Source organism: Dyadobacter sp. 22481 (genome assembly GCF_052044875.1).
GTDB classification, from domain to species: Bacteria; Bacteroidota; Bacteroidia; order Cytophagales; family Spirosomataceae; genus Dyadobacter; species Dyadobacter endophyticus.
The window spans coordinates 1,283,698-1,301,299 of the sequence record NZ_JBQENV010000002.1 but is presented as its reverse complement, the minus strand read 5'-3'; the positions used below and the strand labels follow the sequence as shown (position 1 = coordinate 1,301,299).

Genomic DNA, 17,602 nt, shown 5'->3' with positions numbered 1-17,602 from the left:
GCTATTCCGCGATTAGTTGTTCACGGACGCTCGTCTCTACCCATTTTTCCAGGTTGTTAAAACCCTCCGGCCGCCTTTTTCTAAGTATTTCCGCCGATTTGGCACATTGTAAACTTTGGAAAAAGTGCTTTTTGAGGCTATCCTCCTTTAAAAGTTCTATGGGCAGCGGAAAGTTACGCAGCATTTCTCCCGGTATTTCGGCCATATTCAAATTTTGAACAGCCGGTTTATTTCGCGCTCTGTGCAGGAAAAACACCTTTTTCAAGGGAATGACCTTGGTAGGAAACTGCTCGCGGGGCTGATATGCAAATTTATTGACCCCTTCGCTGACCGGTTCGAGGGCCGACATATCATAACGCAAACCAGCGACCGTCTTTTCCCATATTTTAAGCTGCGGATAGGCCGGAACAACAACCGGCTTTCCTGCTTCATCGAAGGTAATAGCGGTAAGGTCGTCACTCAACAGCCTGCAACCCGCCTTAATAAACGCCGCTGCCGTGCTCGATTTTCCCGCACCGGGCATGCCCATGAAGCACCAGGCCTCGTCCCCGAGCACAACAGCACTCGCATGGAGAAGAAAATATCCTTTTTGAAACAAAATAAGACCTAAGGCTTCACTGACCGTAAAAAGGCTAATAATGTTACCATCCGCAGCCACGGGAGAAACCAACAGTTCATTGCCGCCAGATGCTTTAAAAGACGCCACACCAGCCCAATCCAAATACGATGCCTGATCATCCTGCCCAAAAAATGCCTTGATCCCCCGCCTGTAAATCATGGTCGGACGCATGGGCGGGAGCGCGATAGCGCCTGTACGGATGCAAACGTCGGCAGTGGAATGCGGGTCGCCTTCGGCCAGTTCAGGCAAGGGAATTTCTGAATGGATATGGAGCCCGAAGGCGGTGTAATGACGCATGTGTGTAAATTCAAATTAAATCATTCCCAGACCCAGAGCCTTTTGTAGGAAACGGTGTCGGGCCAGCGCCCGATGACGATGTTGCCGTTTTGCTCCACCCAGGCATGCGCCTCAAATTGCTTGGCAGGGTTGATCTCTATGCCTATTTCCAGGGTTAATGCAGGCGAATTCCGGAGCAGATATTTGGTAGCAAGGGCACGTGGCAGGCACAAAAGCTCAAATGGCAGCAAATTCGCCGCCGTATCCACCGCCCAAACGGTCCGCTCCATTCTTTCCGGCCCCGCCTCCCTAACTTGGTTCGGACGACTGACCCGGTGATACCATTTCCTGAACAATGGAAACGGAAGCAAAAGAAGTCCGGCTTTGATCCACAGCAAACACCAGGCAGCCCGCAGGAATATCCATTTCTCCGGTCCGGACAAGCTCCGCCATTTCCCTATCAGCTTACCGATTTTACCCAAAATCTATTTGATTATTTCAACCAGTCGTTCGGCAATCAAATCCTTTAATAATCCGTCGATGTCGCTCTTACAGGTATCGGAATCGATGTTATACGCGCTCGTTACCGCGTCGCATAACGATTCGATCGTCTGCGGGCCCTTTTCCAGCGTGTCCCAGATCAAAACCCCAACTTCATCCAGACCGTAATACGCCCCTTTACTATGGTTAAGTACCACAGTTTCCCCCCCCACTTTGGACGAGATTTGCTCCGATGTAAGCTGATATTTCATTCCGAAAATTTAAATTTGAAAATATAATGTGCAACCGACTTGTACAAAGTTAGAAATTTTAATTACTCAATCTCAAACTTTATTCCCTGCGCCAGGGGCAACTCGGTACCGTAATTGATCGTATTGGTTTGTCGGCGCATATAGGTTTTCCACGCATCCGATCCCGATTCCCGCCCTCCACCGGTTTCTTTTTCACCGCCAAACGCGCCGCCAATCTCCGCGCCCGACGTACCGATATTCACATTGGCAATGCCACAGTCCGAACCCGCAAAGGAGAGGAACCGCTCGGCATCCCGCAAATCGGTAGTAAAGACAGCCGACGAAAGTCCCTGCGGCACATCGTTTTGCAATGCAATCGCTTCGTGGAGATCGCTGTAACGGATCAGGTACAGGATCGGCGCGAATGTTTCGTGCTGCACAATAGCCCAATGGTTTTCTACCTCGGCAATGCAGGGCGAAACGTAGCAGCCGGATGCATATTGGTCGCCCTCCGGCGCACCGGGCTCCACTACGAATGTGCCTCCTGCCTGTTTTATTTGTTCAACGGCATGGTGGAACTGTACTACTGCCTGTTTGTCGATCAGCGGCCCGACGTGGTTATGCGGATCGAGCGGGTTACCGATTTTCAGCTGGCCGTATGCTTTTTTCAAACGGTTTTTCACCTCTTCAAATATGGATTCGTGCACAATCAAACGGCGGGTAGATGTGCATCGCTGACCGGCCGTTCCTACCGCCCCGAAAACGATTGCCGGAATGGCTACTTTCAAATCGGCCGTCGGCGTTACGATAATGGCATTGTTGCCGCCCAGTTCGAGCAGGCTTTTTCCTAATCTCCGGGCGACAGCCTCTCCTACGGAACGGCCCATCGGGACACTGCCTGTTGCTGATACCAATGCGATCCGCGGATCTTGCGCAAGGAATTCGCCCACGTCGCGCCCGCCGGATACAATGCACGACACGCCTTCTGGTACGTTGTTATTTTTCAATACATCCAGTATAATATTCTGGCAGGCAATGGCCGTCAAAGGCGTTTTCTCCGAAGGCTTCCACACGCACACATTCCCGCACACCCACGCGACCATCGCATTCCACGACCACACCGCCACGGGAAAATTGAATGCCGAAATGACGCCTACCACGCCCAGCGGGTGCCATTGCTCGTACATGCGGTGCTGCGGGCGCTCGCTGTGCATAGTGAGCCCGTAAAGCTGGCGCGAGAGCCCAGTAGCGAAATCGCAGATGTCGATCATTTCCTGGACCTCCCCCAGCCCCTCCTGCAAGCTCTTACCCATTTCATAGCTAACAAGCGTGCCAAGTTCCTGTTTGAATTCGCGCAGTTTCACGCCCATTTGTCGTACAATTTCACCGCGTTTGGGCGCTGGTATGCTTCGCCAGGTTTTGAATGCTAGTGAAGCCGCTTCCACGAGACGGTCATAATCTGCCCGGGCAGCTTGCGTTACGGAACCGATTTTCCGGCCATCCACCGGCGAAAAGGATTCCAGCAATGCGCCACCGCCTTCCCAGCTCGATTGGCCGGTCGTTACCCCGTGATTGACGTCCCCAATGCCTAGCTTTTCAAGAATTACATTGATCCCTTCCATACAAACTCAGCCTATATTCTTAAAAAACTGTCCATTCATTGTCTTGAAAAAATCATCCAATACAATGTCCTCCTGGCGGATAAACCCACTAGCAGGCAAAACGCCGTCGGCCACCATTTCGACTACCGACGCAATAGAAGCTGCCGTAGTCCAGGAAATGGCCCTCCAATGCTGTCCATCTATCTGAATAGGATGATAGGCCTGGTAAAATTCTTCCCTTTCGAGGTGGCTGCCTTTCCAGCCTTCCACAACTGCATACACATACACCACATCCTGTTGCACGGGCGGCTTAGCTTCCGTCAGGATTTCCTCTACCAATGCGCGCTTATCTTTCAGGCATAGCTCGTAAAGCACGAAACGCATGAGACTACAATGCCCCGGGTAGCGGATGGTTTTGTAATTCAATGTATCCACCTTCCCTTCGAGCGTTTCGCACATGGTGGCAAGGCCGCCCGAAGTACTGAATGCTTCGAATTCCTGGCCTTCGATATTGATCATTTCGATGCCTTCGAGTGATGGTACCATTTTGCGGACACCGTTGTGGATCACTTCTGCGTCGTTCAGGTATTCGTTCACCACTCCCGCCGGCGACCATGTGAAGGAGTAACCCATTTGCCCGTTCGGGTAGCGCGGCAACGCACCTACGCGGAGTTCGATGTCCCTGATTTTGGTAAAACGTTTGGCCAGGTCCATTCCGACAATACCGATAAAACCGGGTGCCAGGCCGCATTGGGGCGCCAACACGCTACGGCTGTCTTTGGCCATCTCGCGTATAGCCGAAGTGGTGGGAACGTCCTCGGTAAGGTCGAAATAATGGATACCGGCCTTGTACGCACGCTGTGCGATGGGCAGGTTGAGGTTATAAGGCATACACGACACTACCCCATCGAAACCCGCCATTACCTTATCCAGAAATGACCCGTCGTTGACATCACCTGTCACTACTTCGAATGGCAGTAGCACGGCCGGCTGGGCTTTATCGACCCCCGTTACCTGGAAACGCTTGCTCAGCAGCGTCGCGACGAGCGAGCCCACTTTTCCCAATCCGATCACAAGTACTTTTTGCATGTATAGTTTTAAATGGTTTTTGTTGAAATTTTTGAAGCTATTTTGAAAGATAGAAAAAGAAATTGCAGTTTTTAAAACTTGCATGTCATTTTTGTAGGACAAATCAGACATTATGACGATTACAATTGTGGGAGGCGGCGCTTCCGGTTTTATGGCAGCCATTACGGCTGCGGAAACGTTTCCGGGTGCTCAGATCACCATTCTGGAAAAGAGCAGGACGGTCCTCAACAAGGTCCGCATTTCCGGCGGGGGAAGGTGTAACGTCACGCACCGCCCACACGAACTGCGCCATTTTATCAAAAATTACCCCAGAGGTGAAAAGCTGCTCCGCAGGCTCCTTCCGCATTTCGACGCCGATGCTACCGTCGAGTGGTTTGAAAAAAGAGGCGTTAAGTTGAAAATCGAAGCCGACGGGCGCATGTTTCCCGTTTCTGATTCGTCCCATACCATTATTGAATGCCTTATTAAAGCAGCCCGAAACCTGGGGATCGAGATCAGGACGAGCGTCAATGTCGGTTCGTTTCAAAAAAATGATCATGTGTTCACTTTGGAGATCACAAATGGAGAACCGATTTCGACCGATAGGTTATTGATTGCGACCGGCGGCTATCCAAGAGCGGAAAGTTTTGACTGGTTGGAGGAGCATCGGCACGCAATCGTTTCCCCACTGCCTTCATTATTTACATTCAATACACCTGACAACTATTTGCTCCCGCTGGCTGGCGTTGCCGTAAAAGATGCATTGGTTAAAATAATGGGTACCAAGCACGAATGGCAGGGGCCGTTGCTGATCACACACTGGGGTTTCAGCGGGCCAGCCGTACTGAAACTCTCCGCCTGGGGTGCACGCGACCTGGCAGAAAACGATTACCATTTTACTTGCCGGATCAACTGGCTGCCGGAAATGAAGGAACAGGAAGTGCGTGATTTTCTGCTCGCAGAGAAAACTAATACTGCAAAACAGCAAATCGCTTCACACGCCAGGCTTGGTTTACCTGCACGGCTTTGGAAAGCATTTACCGAAAAGGCGGAGATCCCCGACACGTTGCGCTGGGGTGATGCGAGTCACAAAGTCCTGAACCGGATGACGGAACTGCTCATGAACAGTCAGTTTGAGGTTAAAGGCAAAACCACTTTCAAAGAAGAGTTTGTAACCTGCGGCGGTATTGCATTGTCTGATATTGACCCTGAAACGCTGGAAAGCCGGTCGGTTCCCGGGCTTTTCTTCTCGGGAGAGGTAATCGACGTCGACGGTATTACGGGAGGCTTCAACTTCCAGAATGCCTGGACAACCGGCTATATTGTCGGGAAAAACATTGGGCTTTAATTCTCGGCCATCGTATCAAAATAGGCACGCACTTTTTTAGCACGGTCGAAGCCGATCAGGTCTGTCAGCGTTTCGAGCGTGCTTTCGCGAATGCCACGTACCGAGCCGAAATGTTTAAGCAACTTGGTAGCGGTCACTTTCCCTACCCCTACAACACCTTCCAGCTCGCTCACCAGGCTCGCCTTGCTGCGTTTATCGCGGTGGAAAGTAATGGCAAACCGGTGCGCTTCGTCGCGGATCTGCTGGATCAGTTTCAGCGATTCCGACTTTTTATCGATATATAATGGCAGGGAATCTTCCGGAAAATAGATTTCTTCCAATCTTTTCGCAATACCGATAATGGGTACCTGCCCATAAATACCCAGGCTTTTCAGCGCGTCACAAGCTGCTCCGAGCTGTCCCTTGCCCCCATCGACCACGATCAGATCAGGCAATGGCTGTTCCTCGGCAATCAGCCGCAAGTAACGCCGGCCCACGATCTCGTTCATCGACGCGAAGTCGTTAGGTCCCACTACTGTTTTGATATTGAAATGCCTGTAATCCTTCTTCGAGGGCTTTCCATCCTTGAAGCAAACCATGGAAGCCACCGGATTGGTACCCTGAATGTTCGAGTTATCAAAGCATTCGATATGGCGCGGCAATGTCTTGATCTGTAAATCGGATTTGAGGCGAATCAGCACGCGGTCTTTTTTCGAAGAGGTGGCAGATGCTTCCACTTCGCGGCGCTCGGCTTTTTCCCTTCTGAAATACATTACATTTTTCATGGACATATCGAGCAACTTCTTCTTGTCGCCGATTTGCGGAACAGTCACTTCCAGCCGCATGTCCAGATCCGGTTTCAGGTTCGAAATAAGCTCCTTCGCCTCCGAACCGTACGTAGAGCGCATCTCCACGATCATCATCGCCAGGATTTCCATGTCGCTTTCGTCGAGCTTCTTCTTCACTTCCAGCGTTTGGGTTGCCACCATGTAGCCCGCTTTTATTTTCATAAAATTCAGGTAAGCGGCTTCCTCGTCGGAAACGATTGTGAGCACGTCGATATTCCCAATACGCGGGTTAATGACCGTAGCTTTACTTTGAAAATTCGACAAATGCTCGATCTTCGTTTTCCAGGCATGGGCTCTCTCGAACGCCATTTGCTCGGCAGCTTCCAGCATTTTTTCTTTGAAATATTGCTGGGGCGACGATAAATTCCCCTTCAATATATGATGTACCTGCTCGATCTCCGCATTGTATTCGCCCTCTCCTTGCAAGCCTTCGCACGGTCCTTTGCAATTACCAATGTGGTATTCCAGACAAACCTTAAATTTCCCGGCTTCGATATTTGGCTTCGTCAGCGGCAACTGGCACGAGCGGATCTGGTACAATGCCTTAAACATGTCCAGCAGCGTGTGCATCGAGCGCAAATTGGCGAACGGACCGTAAAAAGTACCTTTGGTACGGTCCATATTCCGCGTCGGAAATACGCGCGGGAAAGGCTCGTCGGTAATGCAGATGAACGGGTAGGTCTTATCGTCTTTGAGAAGGATATTGAATTTAGGCTGCAATTGTTTGATCAGCTGGTTTTCAAGCAGCAGCGCATCCCATTCGCTCAAAACGATGGTGTATTCGATCCTGCGGATCTGGCTCACGAGCCGTCTCGTCTTACGGTCGTGCTGGTTGTTTTTCAAAAAATAGCTCGAAACCCGATTGCGCAGGCTTTTCGCTTTTCCTACATATATCACCTCGCCCATTTCATCGAAATACCGGTACACACCAGGATCGAGAGGAATTTTGGCGAGTTCTTCTTTGTAATTGAATTCAGACATTGACTGTGATTTAGGCCTTAACTGTGCCCCTATTGAAAAAAAACAACCGCATGAGTTGAAAAGTTGCGTCGCTTACGAGTTGGAATGCCTCATTTTGGGCTGCATTCAGGTCCATCGGGCGGTTAAGCACCGACACCGCATAGGTCATGCCTGCATCTTTGGCTTGCTCGGCAGTTATCTGCAAAGTACCGCAAACGACCGCCAGCGGCACCCGATGGCTTTTGCACAGTCCGGCGAGCCCTTTCACCACTTTACCGGCCAGCGTCTGCTCATCCACCTTACCTTCACCGGTAATAACCAAATCTGCATTGGCCACCAGGGAAGCGATGTTGCATTGCTCCATTACAATGCTGATGCCATCTTTGAGCACCGCATCCAGAAACCACATGCAACCAGCCCCCAGCCCGCCCGCAGCGCCTGCACCGGCTACCAGGCTCACGTCCCGCCCGAATGCGCGCGTAGCTACGTGTGCGAGGGTTTGTAGTCCATGGTCAAGTTGCACAACCATTTCAGTATCGGCGCCCTTCTGCGGACCGTATACAAATGCAGCACCTTCTTTCCCGAACAAGGGGTTTGTCACATCACAAGCTACCACTACCGAAACCAGTGCGAGCCTCGGATCCGCATTATGTGTGTCAATTGACGCGATTTTCCCGAGCGATTCACCATTCGGGAGCAATGTATGCCCTTCCGCATCCTTAAATGCATAACCAAGCGCTTCCGCCATGCCGATGCCGCCATCGGTCGTAGCACTTCCGCCGATTCCGAGTATAATCTTCTTCACGCCCCGGTCCAATGCATCGACAAGGAGCTGCCCGGTCCCGAATGTGCTTGTGCGAAGCGGATTGCGCTCTTCGGTTTTCAGCAGGCCGAGGCCCGAAGCCGCGGCCATCTCGATAAATGCAACCTGATGGTCTTCTGAAAGGCCGTAAGTAGCTTTAATCGGTCGGTTCAGCGGGTCCAGGACCGTTACGCTCACTTCCGAGCCATTGGCTTGCCGCGTTAATATCTTCGAAGTGCCCTCGCCGCCGTCGGCCAGCGGGATCGCCGTCACTTGTGCATTTGGATATGCCTTTTTGACGCCATTTGTTACGGCGTCGCACACTTCCGCAGCTTCCATCGAACCGCGAAACTTGTCAGGGGCAACGAGAATATTCACGGGCAAAGGGCTAAGTGGGTCAGAATAAAACGCCCTCGTCGTCGGACCGCGACGGCGGGATGTAGGTATCGGTACTATCGGTTGTTACGCCACCGCATTCCCGGACGTAGTTTTCAGGTTTATTAAATGGCATTTTACGATACTGTACCAATGTTGGGTCGGCGTATACTTTCTGCATAAACAGCCCCCAGGCCGGCATCGCAATGCGCCCACCCTGCCCGTAAGCAATGGTACGAAAGTGAATGGCACGGTCTTCGCCTCCTACCCAGATACCCGACACCAGGTTTTGCGTCATCCCCATGAACCACCCATCGGAGTAGTTCGAAGTAGTACCGGTCTTGGCAGCAATCTCATTACCCTCCGTCACACCGTATTGCCGCAGGCGGCCAGCCGTTCCTCCCGGATCTTCCACCGCACCACGCATCAGATACAACATATTATAAGCCATGTTTTCGCTGATCTCCTGGTTTTGCTTCTGGAAGAACTCCTGCAATACATTACCGTAGCGGTCTTCGATACGCAGGATCGTCATCGGCTCCGTTCTATGGCCGCCATTCGCAAATGCGCAGTAGGCGCCAACCATTTCGTACACCGACACATCGCTGATACCCAGGCAGAGAGAAGGCACTTCCTGCAATTTGGAAGTAATACCGAGCTTATGTGCATATTCCACCACCGCCTTAGGCCGTACCATTTTCATCAGGTAAGCACTCACCGTGTTCACCGATTTCCCCAACGCCTGCCGTAACGACAGCGACTGGTAAGAGTATTTGTTATTGGAATTGTGCGGCGACCATCCTCCCGGCACACCGTCGGATAAGCCGAAGTAAACCGGCTGGTCGGTCACATGGTCACAGGGGGTCAGGAAGTTTTTGTCCAAAGCCGAAACGTAAACGAATGGCTTAAAAGTAGAACCCGGCTGCCGCGATCCCTGTTTTACGTGGTCGTATTTGAAATATTTAAAATTAATACCTCCCACCCACGCCTTCACGTGCCCGTTACGCGGGTCCATGGACATCATGCCCGCGCGCAGGAAGCGTTTGTAGTAGGCAATGGAATCCAGCGGGCTCATCGTCACTTCCTTCTCTCCATTCCAGGTAAAAACCTTCATTTTGTAAGGTTTCTTCATAATCTTCCAGGCTGCTTCCTCGCCCAGGTCTCTTTTCAGGGAAATAAAGTGCGGGGAGCGTTTTGCCGCGGTCCTGATAAAACCCGGTATTTCCTTTCCATTGTCGAAAGTCCAGGGGTTGCGGCCTTTCCAATGCTCGTCAAACAGCTTTTGCTGCGTTTTCATATGCTCGGTCAATGCCGTTTCCTGGTAGCGTTGCATACGCGAGTCGATGGTCGTGTAAATGCGCAGACCGCTCGTATAAAGATCGAGATCGGTATCGTGTTCTTCGTTGTAGAGCTTAACCCAGCTTTTGAGATACCCCCGCATAGACTCTCGGAAGTAGGGTGCCAGGCCGGTATTGTGGCTGTCGATCGTAAAATTCAATCCCAGCGACTTCTCTTTGTATTTGTTAAAATCTTCCTCGCGGATGTAATCATATTTATACATCTGCGCCAAAACCGTATTTCTTCGGTTCAATGCATTGGTAGGGAAACGTAATGGGTTAAACAGCGTCGGGTTTTGCAGCATACCCACGAGTAATGCGGCTTCGGTCACATTAAGGTCCCAGGGTTCTTTGTCGAAATAGGTTTTGGAAGCGACTTTGATACCATATGTATTATTACCAAAAGAAACCGTGTTCAGGTACATCTGCATGATTTCCTGCTTTGTATACTTCCTTTCCAACACCACCGCCAACACCCATTCCTTCGTTTTGGCGATCACAATGCGCACCATCGGAATCTTGCCCAACAGTCCTTCGTACTCTTCCGAGCGTGTATTGAAAAGGTTTTTAGCAACCTGCTGCGTGAGCGTACTGCCACCGCCGGAGCTCGAACTTCCCGAAACGACACCTTTAAAAACCCGCGCAAGGCTTCGCGGGTCGATTCCCGAGTGGTTTACAAAACGGGCGTCCTCGGTCGCAACGAGCGCATCGATCAGATTAGGGGAAATTTGTGCGATGTCGATGGGTGTCCTGTTCTCGAAAAAATACTTACCCAACGACTTGCCATCCTCGCTGATAAGCTCCGATGCCAGCTCGCTCTTCGGGTTTTCGAGCGTTTTCAGGTCCGGCATGTCGCCGAACAACCACAAAAAGTTAAAGCTAACGGCAACAATGTAGAATATGATCAGACCCAGTCCCAAGCCAACAAACCGCCAGAGACGGACAATGGTACGCCGATACTTTCCGGGTTGCAATTCAATCATAGATGTGGGGTGATAGGTTACAGGAAAAGGCAAATATACAATTTCAGCCTATTATCTTTTGCCCATGGACAGGGAATTGAATTCCTGCATTTCTTTCAGGCGCGGAAGGTAGATACTCGTTGGATAAAGCCGCATAAACTCCGTAATGGCCTGACCGTACGCTTCTTTACCCCTTACCTTTCCTATCAGAAAAACGCGTAATAATGCAAATTTATCCTCCATGGAGCTTCCTTTGTAGGACGGCAGGTTTTTCTCGATGTCTTCCAGCGCTTTGGTATAATCGCCATCCGCATAGAGCTTATAAGCAGCCTCGTATTCCTTCGTGGCATTACTGGATGTGCCGCCGGTATCAGTGGATTTATTGACCAGCCTCGCGTAAGTGGACGTCGGGTATTCGCTCAGCAGCTTTGATTTCCAGGATTCTTTCTGAGCGATATTCTCTTCATTGCTCAGGAAAAGCAGGTAATAGATCTCGTCCTTGTACTGCGTTTTGGGATATTCCGACAGCACTCGTTCAAATGCTGCTATTGCGCGGTGGGATTCTTTCAGGTCGAACCGATAGATCTTGCCGAGATTGTAAAGTGCGTCTTCTTTCTTCTTCTGGGATACCGCAAATGCAGTATCCGAAAGCGGGACATCTTTTTTCAGCAATGCGTGCACCTGGTCCCACTCCGGCGTACCTTTTTTCAAGCCGGTATTCTCCTGTTGCGTTTGCGCGACCCCAATGCTATCGGTGCCACTTGCTGCATTATTCCCCGCGAGTGTACGCAGTGGTCGGCTACTCCGACGCCAGTCGTCTTCCAGCGGACGGTTCCCCCACGCTCTTTTAAAGTCTATTTTGCCTTTGCTGACCAATGCCGGGTCATACAATTCCCAACGACGCTCGCCGCCGGTTACCAACGGATTTCCCCCGCCTTGCTGCAAGCTTGCATTTTGGGCAGCTATTTGTGCTTTTCTTGCTTTTTCTTCCTCTTCCAAACGCTTTTTCTCTCTGGCCTCGATGATGTCGTCGATCTTGTTGTCCAATGCCGCCGGGTTCATTTTAGCCAATCGTTGCAGGCTATCTTCGGTCGAAACAACTGTGTATTGTGTCACGAAATTGTCCAGTGCGCGTTTTCTATCGGCCACGAGACGGTATTCAGGTGCTTCCTGGGGAAGAATGGCCAATGCACTATCGTAGTAAGCTTTGGACATTTCGAAATTTTCGAGCGATTCATACTCGATCCGCGCCAGTTGCAGGTAGGTGTAGGCCTTTTGCTGCATATTGCCCTTTGAGGCGGCGGCGGCTTTTTGCAAATAGCTTACCGCCTCGGGAATCTGCTTTTTGTGCTCCGCCAGCAAGCCCATTGTAAAAAATACGTGGTCTTTCAGGTCGTCGTTTTTGCGGTCTTTCAGCATTTTGTCGAAGCCCACATTGGTAAGGTCGCGTTCCGGATTCAGCACCACCTCATTTTGCAATGAATTCATGCTTGAATAAAAGCCGAGGTCGTAGCTGGGCTTATTCTTGTTTACACTTTTATAGTGCCTGTTGGCCAGCGCATATTGCCCTAACCGATCGTACATCTGTGCCGCTGCAAAATGAATGCGGGCAGTTTCAGTAGATTTTTTCAAAAGCGGAAATGTTTCTTCCAGGATGGCCACCGCAGTGAGATACTCGCCGTTCTGCTGGTGCAGGTATGCTTTGGTTAGGTAAAAATCGCGTTGCGAAGTTTTGTTCAACGGCTGCTGGCTCAGGTATTCTGCCACACCTAATGCATTGGAATAGTCCTTGTGCTCGATGTAGGCCCGCATAAGCAGGATCAGCGCATTATTCTTGTCGTCGTCGTCGCGCCCGTTGGCATATACGTAACGCAGCGCTTCCAGCCCGTCGGCCCATTGTCCGAGGTATAACCTGGCTTTGCCCAAAAGAATATAGCTATTGTCGATCCATTTGCTGTTCTGATGCTTTTCAGCCACGATGGACGCCTTTTTGATGGCGTCCAGTAACTTCGGCTTCACTGCCTGGGCGAGGACAGAATCCATCGGAAGCAGTATCGGAAGCAGCTGATTATAATTCTCTTTGTAACCCTTCCTCATCTCAAACTCCGCATCCGCCATATTCTGCTCAGCCATGAAATACGCATTGTACCGGGCAGCGATATTGTGGAAAGTGATTGCCCCGGGCCGTGAACTGTACTGCGAACAGGCAGCCACGACGATGATCATGACAAGTAGCGGTAATGTGCGTCGGGTATAGAAGGTTAAACGGTCGATCACGAAATTGACTTTATGGGGTGTTCCTCTTTCTGTCAGGTTTGCAAACCTAAAACGGTATTTTCAATAAATACGTATCGAAGATACTGCCATTTGCAAAATTTGAAGCAATTTTACCACGATATTCTACCATTGTTTTCACCGAGTCTTCGACCGAGTTAGTCAACCGAGTTTTTCGACCGAGTTTTACAATCCAACCGGAAACAGCTGAATTATGGGAGATCCTAAAATACCTGTGGATAAAGGCCAGTCATCGCGCTTTCTGAAATACTCGGGGATGGCGATGCAAATGCTGGGCACTATATTGGTGTTCACTTACGGCGGCTATAAACTCGACGAATGGCAGCAGAACAAGGTCCCGGTATGGACGCTCGTGCTCTCGTTGACCTCCATCGGAGCGTCGCTATACCTTTTGATAAGAAGTTTTACCAAGCAATAATCCCCGCCCCCGGCACCCCGGCATGCTACGTACCCTGATCGCAACCATTTTGCTCGGAATTGTATTTTTCCTTGCTCAAAGATTTCACGCGGATTCTTTCCTGCATGCTTATATATGGTACATTCTCGTATTCTTTTTCGGACTGGCTTTTATGGTCCACCGGCTCATGGAGTTTGGAATGCGGAACAAGCGTGAGAAATTTGTCACATTTTACATTTCCAGCATCGTTGCACGCATTATTCTGAGCATCATTTTCATCGGTCTGTTTTTGTATAGAGGGCTAACTGATTCATTCCTATTCGTTATCAACTTTTTTGCACTCTATTTATTTTATACATGCTTTGAAATATATGGTTTGTATCGTAACTTGCGCCGCGATTGACAAAGCATAGTATTTCAAGCATTTATGTATACCCATCTGAGACGGTTTTTTACTATCGCCCTTATAGCGGCAACATGCGTTTTTAACCTCCCGGCCCGCGCCGACGAACCTACCCAGCACGGTGCCGGAAAGGTGGCCCAGGCGGTGAATGAGGAAGAGCATAAAATTGAACATAAGCTTGAAGAGCATGAAGCGAAGTTCAATATCGGTGAGATGATCATGCACCACATTGCCGATTCCCACGAATGGGAATTCTCGCACGGTGTTTCGCTTCCCCTTCCCGTGATCCTTTATTCGGAAGACCGCGGTATCGAGGTTTTCATGTCTTCCAACTTCCATAACGAACATCACGAATATAACGGCTACCATCTGGTGCACGGTGATTCGGAGCAAATCGTTCCGGTTGACGAAGCACGTAAAGTATACGACTTCTCGATTACCAAGAACGTAGCTTCCATGCTGCTGAGCGCCCTGATCCTCATTCTCGTTTTCACAAGCATCGCTAGCTGGTACAAAAACAGCAAGGGCAAAGCTCCGAAAGGTTTCAACTCCGCCATGGAGGTGATCATCCTTTTCATCCGCGACGAGGTTGTGAAACCAAACGTAGGGCCGAAATACGAAAAATACCTGCCTTACCTGCTTACGTTGTTCTTCTTTATTCTTATCAACAACATCATGGGTCTGCTTCCGGGATCGGCCAACCTGACCGGTAACATCGCGGTAACCATGACCTTGGCAGTGTTGACCTTCATCGTAGTTCACCTGAATGCAAATGGCAACTATTATAAGCACCTTTTGAGCCCTCCGGGCGTGCCTGTTCCGTTGTTGCTGATCATGATCCCCGTTGAAATCGTAGGTGTGTTCATGAAGCCATTCTCCTTGATGGTCCGGTTGTTCGCCAACATCACAGCAGGTCACATTATCCTTCTGAGCTTGTTCGGTCTGATCTTTATTTTCCAAAGCATCGTGATCGCCCCGGTAATCTCCCTGTTCGCTTTGTTCCTGAACTTCATTGAGATCATGGTAGCATTCATTCAGGCATTTATCTTCACACTATTGTCGTCCATGTACATCGGAAGTGCTATCGAAGAGCACGGCCACGCCGATCACGGACATTGATTCTGAATCTCTTTTTTATTAATTATATTTAAAACAAACACAATTATGTTGCTTCAAATTTTGCTTCAAGCTGCTGAACAAGGTGGTGCAGGTCTTGCAGTTTTCGGTGCTGCCATCGGCGCAGGTCTTGCTGCTATCGGTGCAGGTCTTGGTATTGGTAAAATCGGTGGTAGCGCTGTTGAAGGTATCGCCCGTCAACCAGAAGCTGCTGGTGCAATCCAGACTGCCATGCTTATCATCGCGGCACTTATCGAAGCGGTAGCGCTTTTCGCAGCGGTTATCTGTCTGCTTATCTCTTTCAAGCTTTAATAGCTCCCCGAAAGGGAAACGCTGCCCCGGTGCGCTAGGCCCGGACGCGGTGCAAAAACATTCTCGTGGGAGCATTAGGCTTCCACGAAATTTTAATAAGAAGAGAGCCGATTAAGATCATTCTTACACTCAAAAACTCATTTAACTATGTCATTGCTTACTCCAAACCCAGGCCTTATTTTCTGGATGCTGGTAGTATTTTTACTGGTAGTTTTCATTCTGGCCAAATTTGCCTGGAAACCTATCCTGAAAGGTCTGAAAGACCGTGAAAACGAAATCCAGGGTGCGCTTGACCTCGCAGAAAGAACCCGTGCTGAAATGGCACAATTGAAGTCGGACAACGAAAAACTGATCGCAGAAGCCAATGCAATCCGCGACCAGATCCTTCGTGACGCGAAAGACGCAGCTGACAGAAACATCGCGGAGTCCAAGGACAGAGCGGCTATCGAAGGACAAAAAATGATCGAAAGCGCTCGCGAAACCATCCGCAACGAACAAGCCGTGGCAGTGAGCAAAATCAGGAAAGAAGTTGCTACGCTTTCATTGGAAATCGCTGAGAAAGTATTGCACCGTGAATTGTCTGACAAGGCAGCGCAGGAAAAACTGATCGCTGATCTTGCTTCATCCGCGCGTCTTAACTAATCAGCATTTAAAATCTAATTCCGATGTCAGTAAGTATTGTAGCATCCAGATATGCAAAATCGCTGATCGAGCTGGCTAAAGAACAGAACGTTCTGGAAGCTGTTTATCAGGACATGCTGCTGTTCAAAGACACAGCAGACAAGAACCGCGGCCTGATGCTTGCATTGAAAAGCCCGGTGGTGCGTCACGAGAAGAAATCAGGCATTCTGAAAGCCCTTTTCAAAGAGCGTGTAAGCCCTGTTTCATTCGCGATATTCGATATCATTACCAAGAAGAACCGGGAAGCAATCCTCGACGAAATCGCGGTAGAATTCATTAAAGCCTATAACGTTTACATGGGAATCGAAAAAGCGACGGTGGTAACCCCTACCCCGCTGACCGACGAACTTCGTAAACAATTCACCGATATTGTTGCCAAAGCAACCGGAAAAACGGTTCAGCTTGCCGAAAAAGTAGACAATGCTTTGATCGGCGGATATGTGTTGACAGTGGGCGACCGCCAGATCGACGCTTCGCTGCGCAGCCGTTTGAACGAACTTAAATTACAGTTAGTAAACTGAAATTTTTATCTGCATAATTTGGAAGACCCGGCTGCTATGCGGCCGGGTCTTTTTTTATGCTAGACTTTCATCTTCACGACATTCTTGTAGCTCGTTTCGATAGCCTGCACCGGCGGTACTTTCGCTACGTCCTGCTCGACGAAGAAATGCGTCATGCCCGCCAATTTGCGGTTAGCGAAGATCTTTTTGAAATCGATCGAACCCGTTCCTACCTCGGCAAACGAACCATCCTTCTTGTCCATATCCTTCACGTGCCAAAGCGGGAAACGGCCGGGATACTTCTTGAACAATGCGACCGGATCGAGGCCTGCTTTTGACACCCAGTACAAATCCAGTTCCAGCTTCACAAGTTTCGGGTCGGTTTTGCCGGCGATCAGGTCGTAAGGAAGTTGCCCGTCGATCTTCTTGAACTCAAAATCATGGTTGTGATAGCCGAATTGGAGGCCCGCCTTCTTCGCCACTTCACCTGACTTATTGAACAGGTCAACATAAGCTTTATACTGATCGATCGTCTTGCGTTCAGCCTCTGTCAGGTAAGCGCAGTTCACGTATTTCTGGCCCAGTTCTGCCGCGTCGTCGACAGCCTTCTGCCAGCCGTTGCTCAATGTGCCTTTGGCCGTTTTGTTCTCCACACCGGCGCCATAATGGCCGCTCACCGGGTTCAGACCCAGGTCGCCGAGGATTTTCTTGAACTCCTTAGCCGTTTTGCCGAAGAACTTGCCGTCGGAGTAGCCGTAAAGCTCCACTTCCTTATAACCGATCGCCGACACCTTTTTAAGCGTGCCAAGAAGGTCTTTGGATATTTCATTACGAAGCGTGTACAGTTGCAAACCGATTGGCGAGGGAGCTTTAACATCCAGGTTCAGTTTCGAGAACATGGGCACTGCCAATGCAAATGCGCTGGCTTTGAGGAACGATTTCCGGGAAATCTTTTCGTTGTAATCCATGGGTTTGTATTCAGAAAAGTAAAA

Annotated in this window: 16 protein-coding genes; 6 read left to right on the top strand and 10 right to left on the bottom strand. The window is 49.9% G+C overall.

Features of this window, described 5'->3' with window-relative positions:
- Position 1: 1 nt before the first annotated feature.
- The 5 genes from ACTJJJ_RS15370 to ACTJJJ_RS15350 form a co-directional block, all read right to left on the bottom strand.
- Positions 2-916 carry a serine kinase gene (locus ACTJJJ_RS15370; RefSeq protein ID WP_440702239.1) on the bottom strand — a complete coding sequence of 305 codons (915 nt, stop codon included), beginning with the start codon at positions 914-916 and terminating at the stop codon, positions 2-4.
- 20 nt (positions 917-936) lie between these two features.
- The gene (locus tag ACTJJJ_RS15365) at positions 937-1,377 is read right to left on the bottom strand and encodes a lasso peptide biosynthesis B2 protein (RefSeq protein ID WP_188933679.1); all 441 of its coding nucleotides are present in this window, start codon (positions 1,375-1,377) and stop codon (positions 937-939) included.
- A 3-nt stretch (positions 1,378-1,380) separates the two neighbouring features.
- Positions 1,381-1,647: a PqqD family protein gene (locus ACTJJJ_RS15360; protein ID WP_188933681.1), complete on the bottom strand. Its 267-nt coding sequence runs from the start codon at positions 1,645-1,647 to the stop codon at positions 1,381-1,383.
- A 62-nt stretch (positions 1,648-1,709) separates the two neighbouring features.
- On the bottom strand, positions 1,710-3,248 hold the full coding sequence (amaB, locus tag ACTJJJ_RS15355) for an L-piperidine-6-carboxylate dehydrogenase (protein WP_440702238.1): 1,539 nt from the start codon (positions 3,246-3,248) through the stop codon (positions 1,710-1,712).
- A 6-nt stretch (positions 3,249-3,254) separates the two neighbouring features.
- Complete coding sequence (locus tag ACTJJJ_RS15350) at positions 3,255-4,316, bottom strand: saccharopine dehydrogenase C-terminal domain-containing protein (RefSeq protein ID WP_440702237.1); 1,062 nt, start codon at positions 4,314-4,316, stop codon at positions 3,255-3,257.
- Positions 4,317-4,428: 112 nt separating this feature from the next.
- On the opposite strand from ACTJJJ_RS15350, the gene ACTJJJ_RS15345 reads away from it, so the two are divergent.
- Positions 4,429-5,643, top strand: coding sequence for an NAD(P)/FAD-dependent oxidoreductase (locus ACTJJJ_RS15345; RefSeq protein WP_440702236.1), 1,215 nt, complete (start codon positions 4,429-4,431; stop codon positions 5,641-5,643).
- On the opposite strand, the gene uvrC is transcribed toward ACTJJJ_RS15345, so the two are convergent.
- Genes uvrC through ACTJJJ_RS15325 form a run of 4 tightly spaced genes read right to left on the bottom strand, consistent with a single transcriptional unit; the run spans position 5,640 to position 13,183 of the window.
- Entirely contained in the window at positions 5,640-7,451 is a 1,812-nt protein-coding gene (uvrC, locus tag ACTJJJ_RS15340) for an excinuclease ABC subunit UvrC (protein WP_440702235.1), read from the bottom strand. The two genes, ACTJJJ_RS15345 and uvrC, sit on opposite strands and share 4 nt — an antisense overlap.
- 10 nt (positions 7,452-7,461) lie before the next feature.
- Positions 7,462-8,610, bottom strand: coding sequence for a glycerate kinase (locus ACTJJJ_RS15335; RefSeq protein WP_188933691.1), 1,149 nt, complete (start codon positions 8,608-8,610; stop codon positions 7,462-7,464).
- Positions 8,611-8,629: 19 nt separating this feature from the next.
- The gene (locus tag ACTJJJ_RS15330; protein WP_188933693.1) at positions 8,630-10,927 is read right to left on the bottom strand and encodes a transglycosylase domain-containing protein; all 2,298 of its coding nucleotides are present in this window, start codon (positions 10,925-10,927) and stop codon (positions 8,630-8,632) included.
- Positions 10,928-10,978: 51 nt separating this feature from the next.
- Complete coding sequence (locus ACTJJJ_RS15325; RefSeq protein WP_440702234.1) at positions 10,979-13,183, bottom strand: tetratricopeptide repeat protein; 2,205 nt, start codon at positions 13,181-13,183, stop codon at positions 10,979-10,981.
- A gap of 211 nt (positions 13,184-13,394) precedes the next feature.
- On the opposite strand from ACTJJJ_RS15325, the gene ACTJJJ_RS15320 reads away from it, so the two are divergent.
- The 5 genes from ACTJJJ_RS15320 to atpH all read left to right on the top strand — a co-directional run bounded on the left by ACTJJJ_RS15320 (position 13,395) and on the right by atpH (position 16,631).
- Positions 13,395-13,619 (top strand): AtpZ/AtpI family protein, encoded by a 225-nt coding sequence (locus ACTJJJ_RS15320; protein WP_188933697.1) that lies wholly within the window; start codon positions 13,395-13,397, stop codon positions 13,617-13,619.
- A 406-nt stretch (positions 13,620-14,025) separates the two neighbouring features.
- Entirely contained in the window at positions 14,026-15,120 is a 1,095-nt protein-coding gene (gene atpB, locus ACTJJJ_RS15315; protein ID WP_440702233.1) for a F0F1 ATP synthase subunit A, read from the top strand.
- A gap of 45 nt (positions 15,121-15,165) precedes the next feature.
- Positions 15,166-15,429, top strand: coding sequence for an ATP synthase F0 subunit C (gene atpE / locus ACTJJJ_RS15310; protein WP_019942415.1), 264 nt, complete (start codon positions 15,166-15,168; stop codon positions 15,427-15,429).
- Positions 15,430-15,576: 147 nt separating this feature from the next.
- On the top strand, positions 15,577-16,071 hold the full coding sequence (gene atpF, locus ACTJJJ_RS15305) for a F0F1 ATP synthase subunit B (RefSeq protein ID WP_426293181.1): 495 nt from the start codon (positions 15,577-15,579) through the stop codon (positions 16,069-16,071).
- A 23-nt stretch (positions 16,072-16,094) separates the two neighbouring features.
- On the top strand, positions 16,095-16,631 hold the full coding sequence (atpH, locus tag ACTJJJ_RS15300) for an ATP synthase F1 subunit delta (protein WP_188933701.1): 537 nt from the start codon (positions 16,095-16,097) through the stop codon (positions 16,629-16,631).
- A gap of 59 nt (positions 16,632-16,690) precedes the next feature.
- On the opposite strand, the gene ACTJJJ_RS15295 is transcribed toward atpH, so the two are convergent.
- Positions 16,691-17,578 (bottom strand): sugar phosphate isomerase/epimerase family protein, encoded by an 888-nt coding sequence (locus ACTJJJ_RS15295; protein WP_440702232.1) that lies wholly within the window; start codon positions 17,576-17,578, stop codon positions 16,691-16,693.
- Between the last annotated feature and the right edge of the window lie 24 nt (positions 17,579-17,602).

Excerpts from the sequence above, each read along its gene's own strand:
- atpB (WP_440702233.1), top strand. The coding sequence starts at position 14,026 with ATGTATACCCATCTGAGACGGTTTTTTACTATCGCCCTTATAGCGGCA.
- uvrC (WP_440702235.1), bottom strand. The coding sequence starts at position 7,451 with ATGTCTGAATTCAATTACAAAGAAGAACTCGCCAAAATTCCTCTCGAT.
- ACTJJJ_RS15330 (WP_188933693.1), bottom strand. The coding sequence starts at position 10,927 with ATGATTGAATTGCAACCCGGAAAGTATCGGCGTACCATTGTCCGTCTC.
- ACTJJJ_RS15360 (WP_188933681.1), bottom strand. The coding sequence starts at position 1,647 with ATGAAATATCAGCTTACATCGGAGCAAATCTCGTCCAAAGTGGGGGGG.
- ACTJJJ_RS15295 (WP_440702232.1), bottom strand. The coding sequence starts at position 17,578 with ATGGATTACAACGAAAAGATTTCCCGGAAATCGTTCCTCAAAGCCAGC.
- ACTJJJ_RS15350 (WP_440702237.1), bottom strand. The coding sequence starts at position 4,316 with ATGCAAAAAGTACTTGTGATCGGATTGGGAAAAGTGGGCTCGCTCGTC.
- amaB (WP_440702238.1), bottom strand. The coding sequence starts at position 3,248 with ATGGAAGGGATCAATGTAATTCTTGAAAAGCTAGGCATTGGGGACGTC.
- ACTJJJ_RS15320 (WP_188933697.1), top strand. The coding sequence starts at position 13,395 with ATGGGAGATCCTAAAATACCTGTGGATAAAGGCCAGTCATCGCGCTTT.
- atpE (WP_019942415.1), top strand. The coding sequence starts at position 15,166 with ATGTTGCTTCAAATTTTGCTTCAAGCTGCTGAACAAGGTGGTGCAGGT.
- ACTJJJ_RS15345 (WP_440702236.1), top strand. The coding sequence starts at position 4,429 with ATGACGATTACAATTGTGGGAGGCGGCGCTTCCGGTTTTATGGCAGCC.
- atpF (WP_426293181.1), top strand. The coding sequence starts at position 15,577 with ATGTCATTGCTTACTCCAAACCCAGGCCTTATTTTCTGGATGCTGGTA.
- atpH (WP_188933701.1), top strand. The coding sequence starts at position 16,095 with ATGTCAGTAAGTATTGTAGCATCCAGATATGCAAAATCGCTGATCGAG.
- ACTJJJ_RS15370 (WP_440702239.1), bottom strand. The coding sequence starts at position 916 with ATGCGTCATTACACCGCCTTCGGGCTCCATATCCATTCAGAAATTCCC.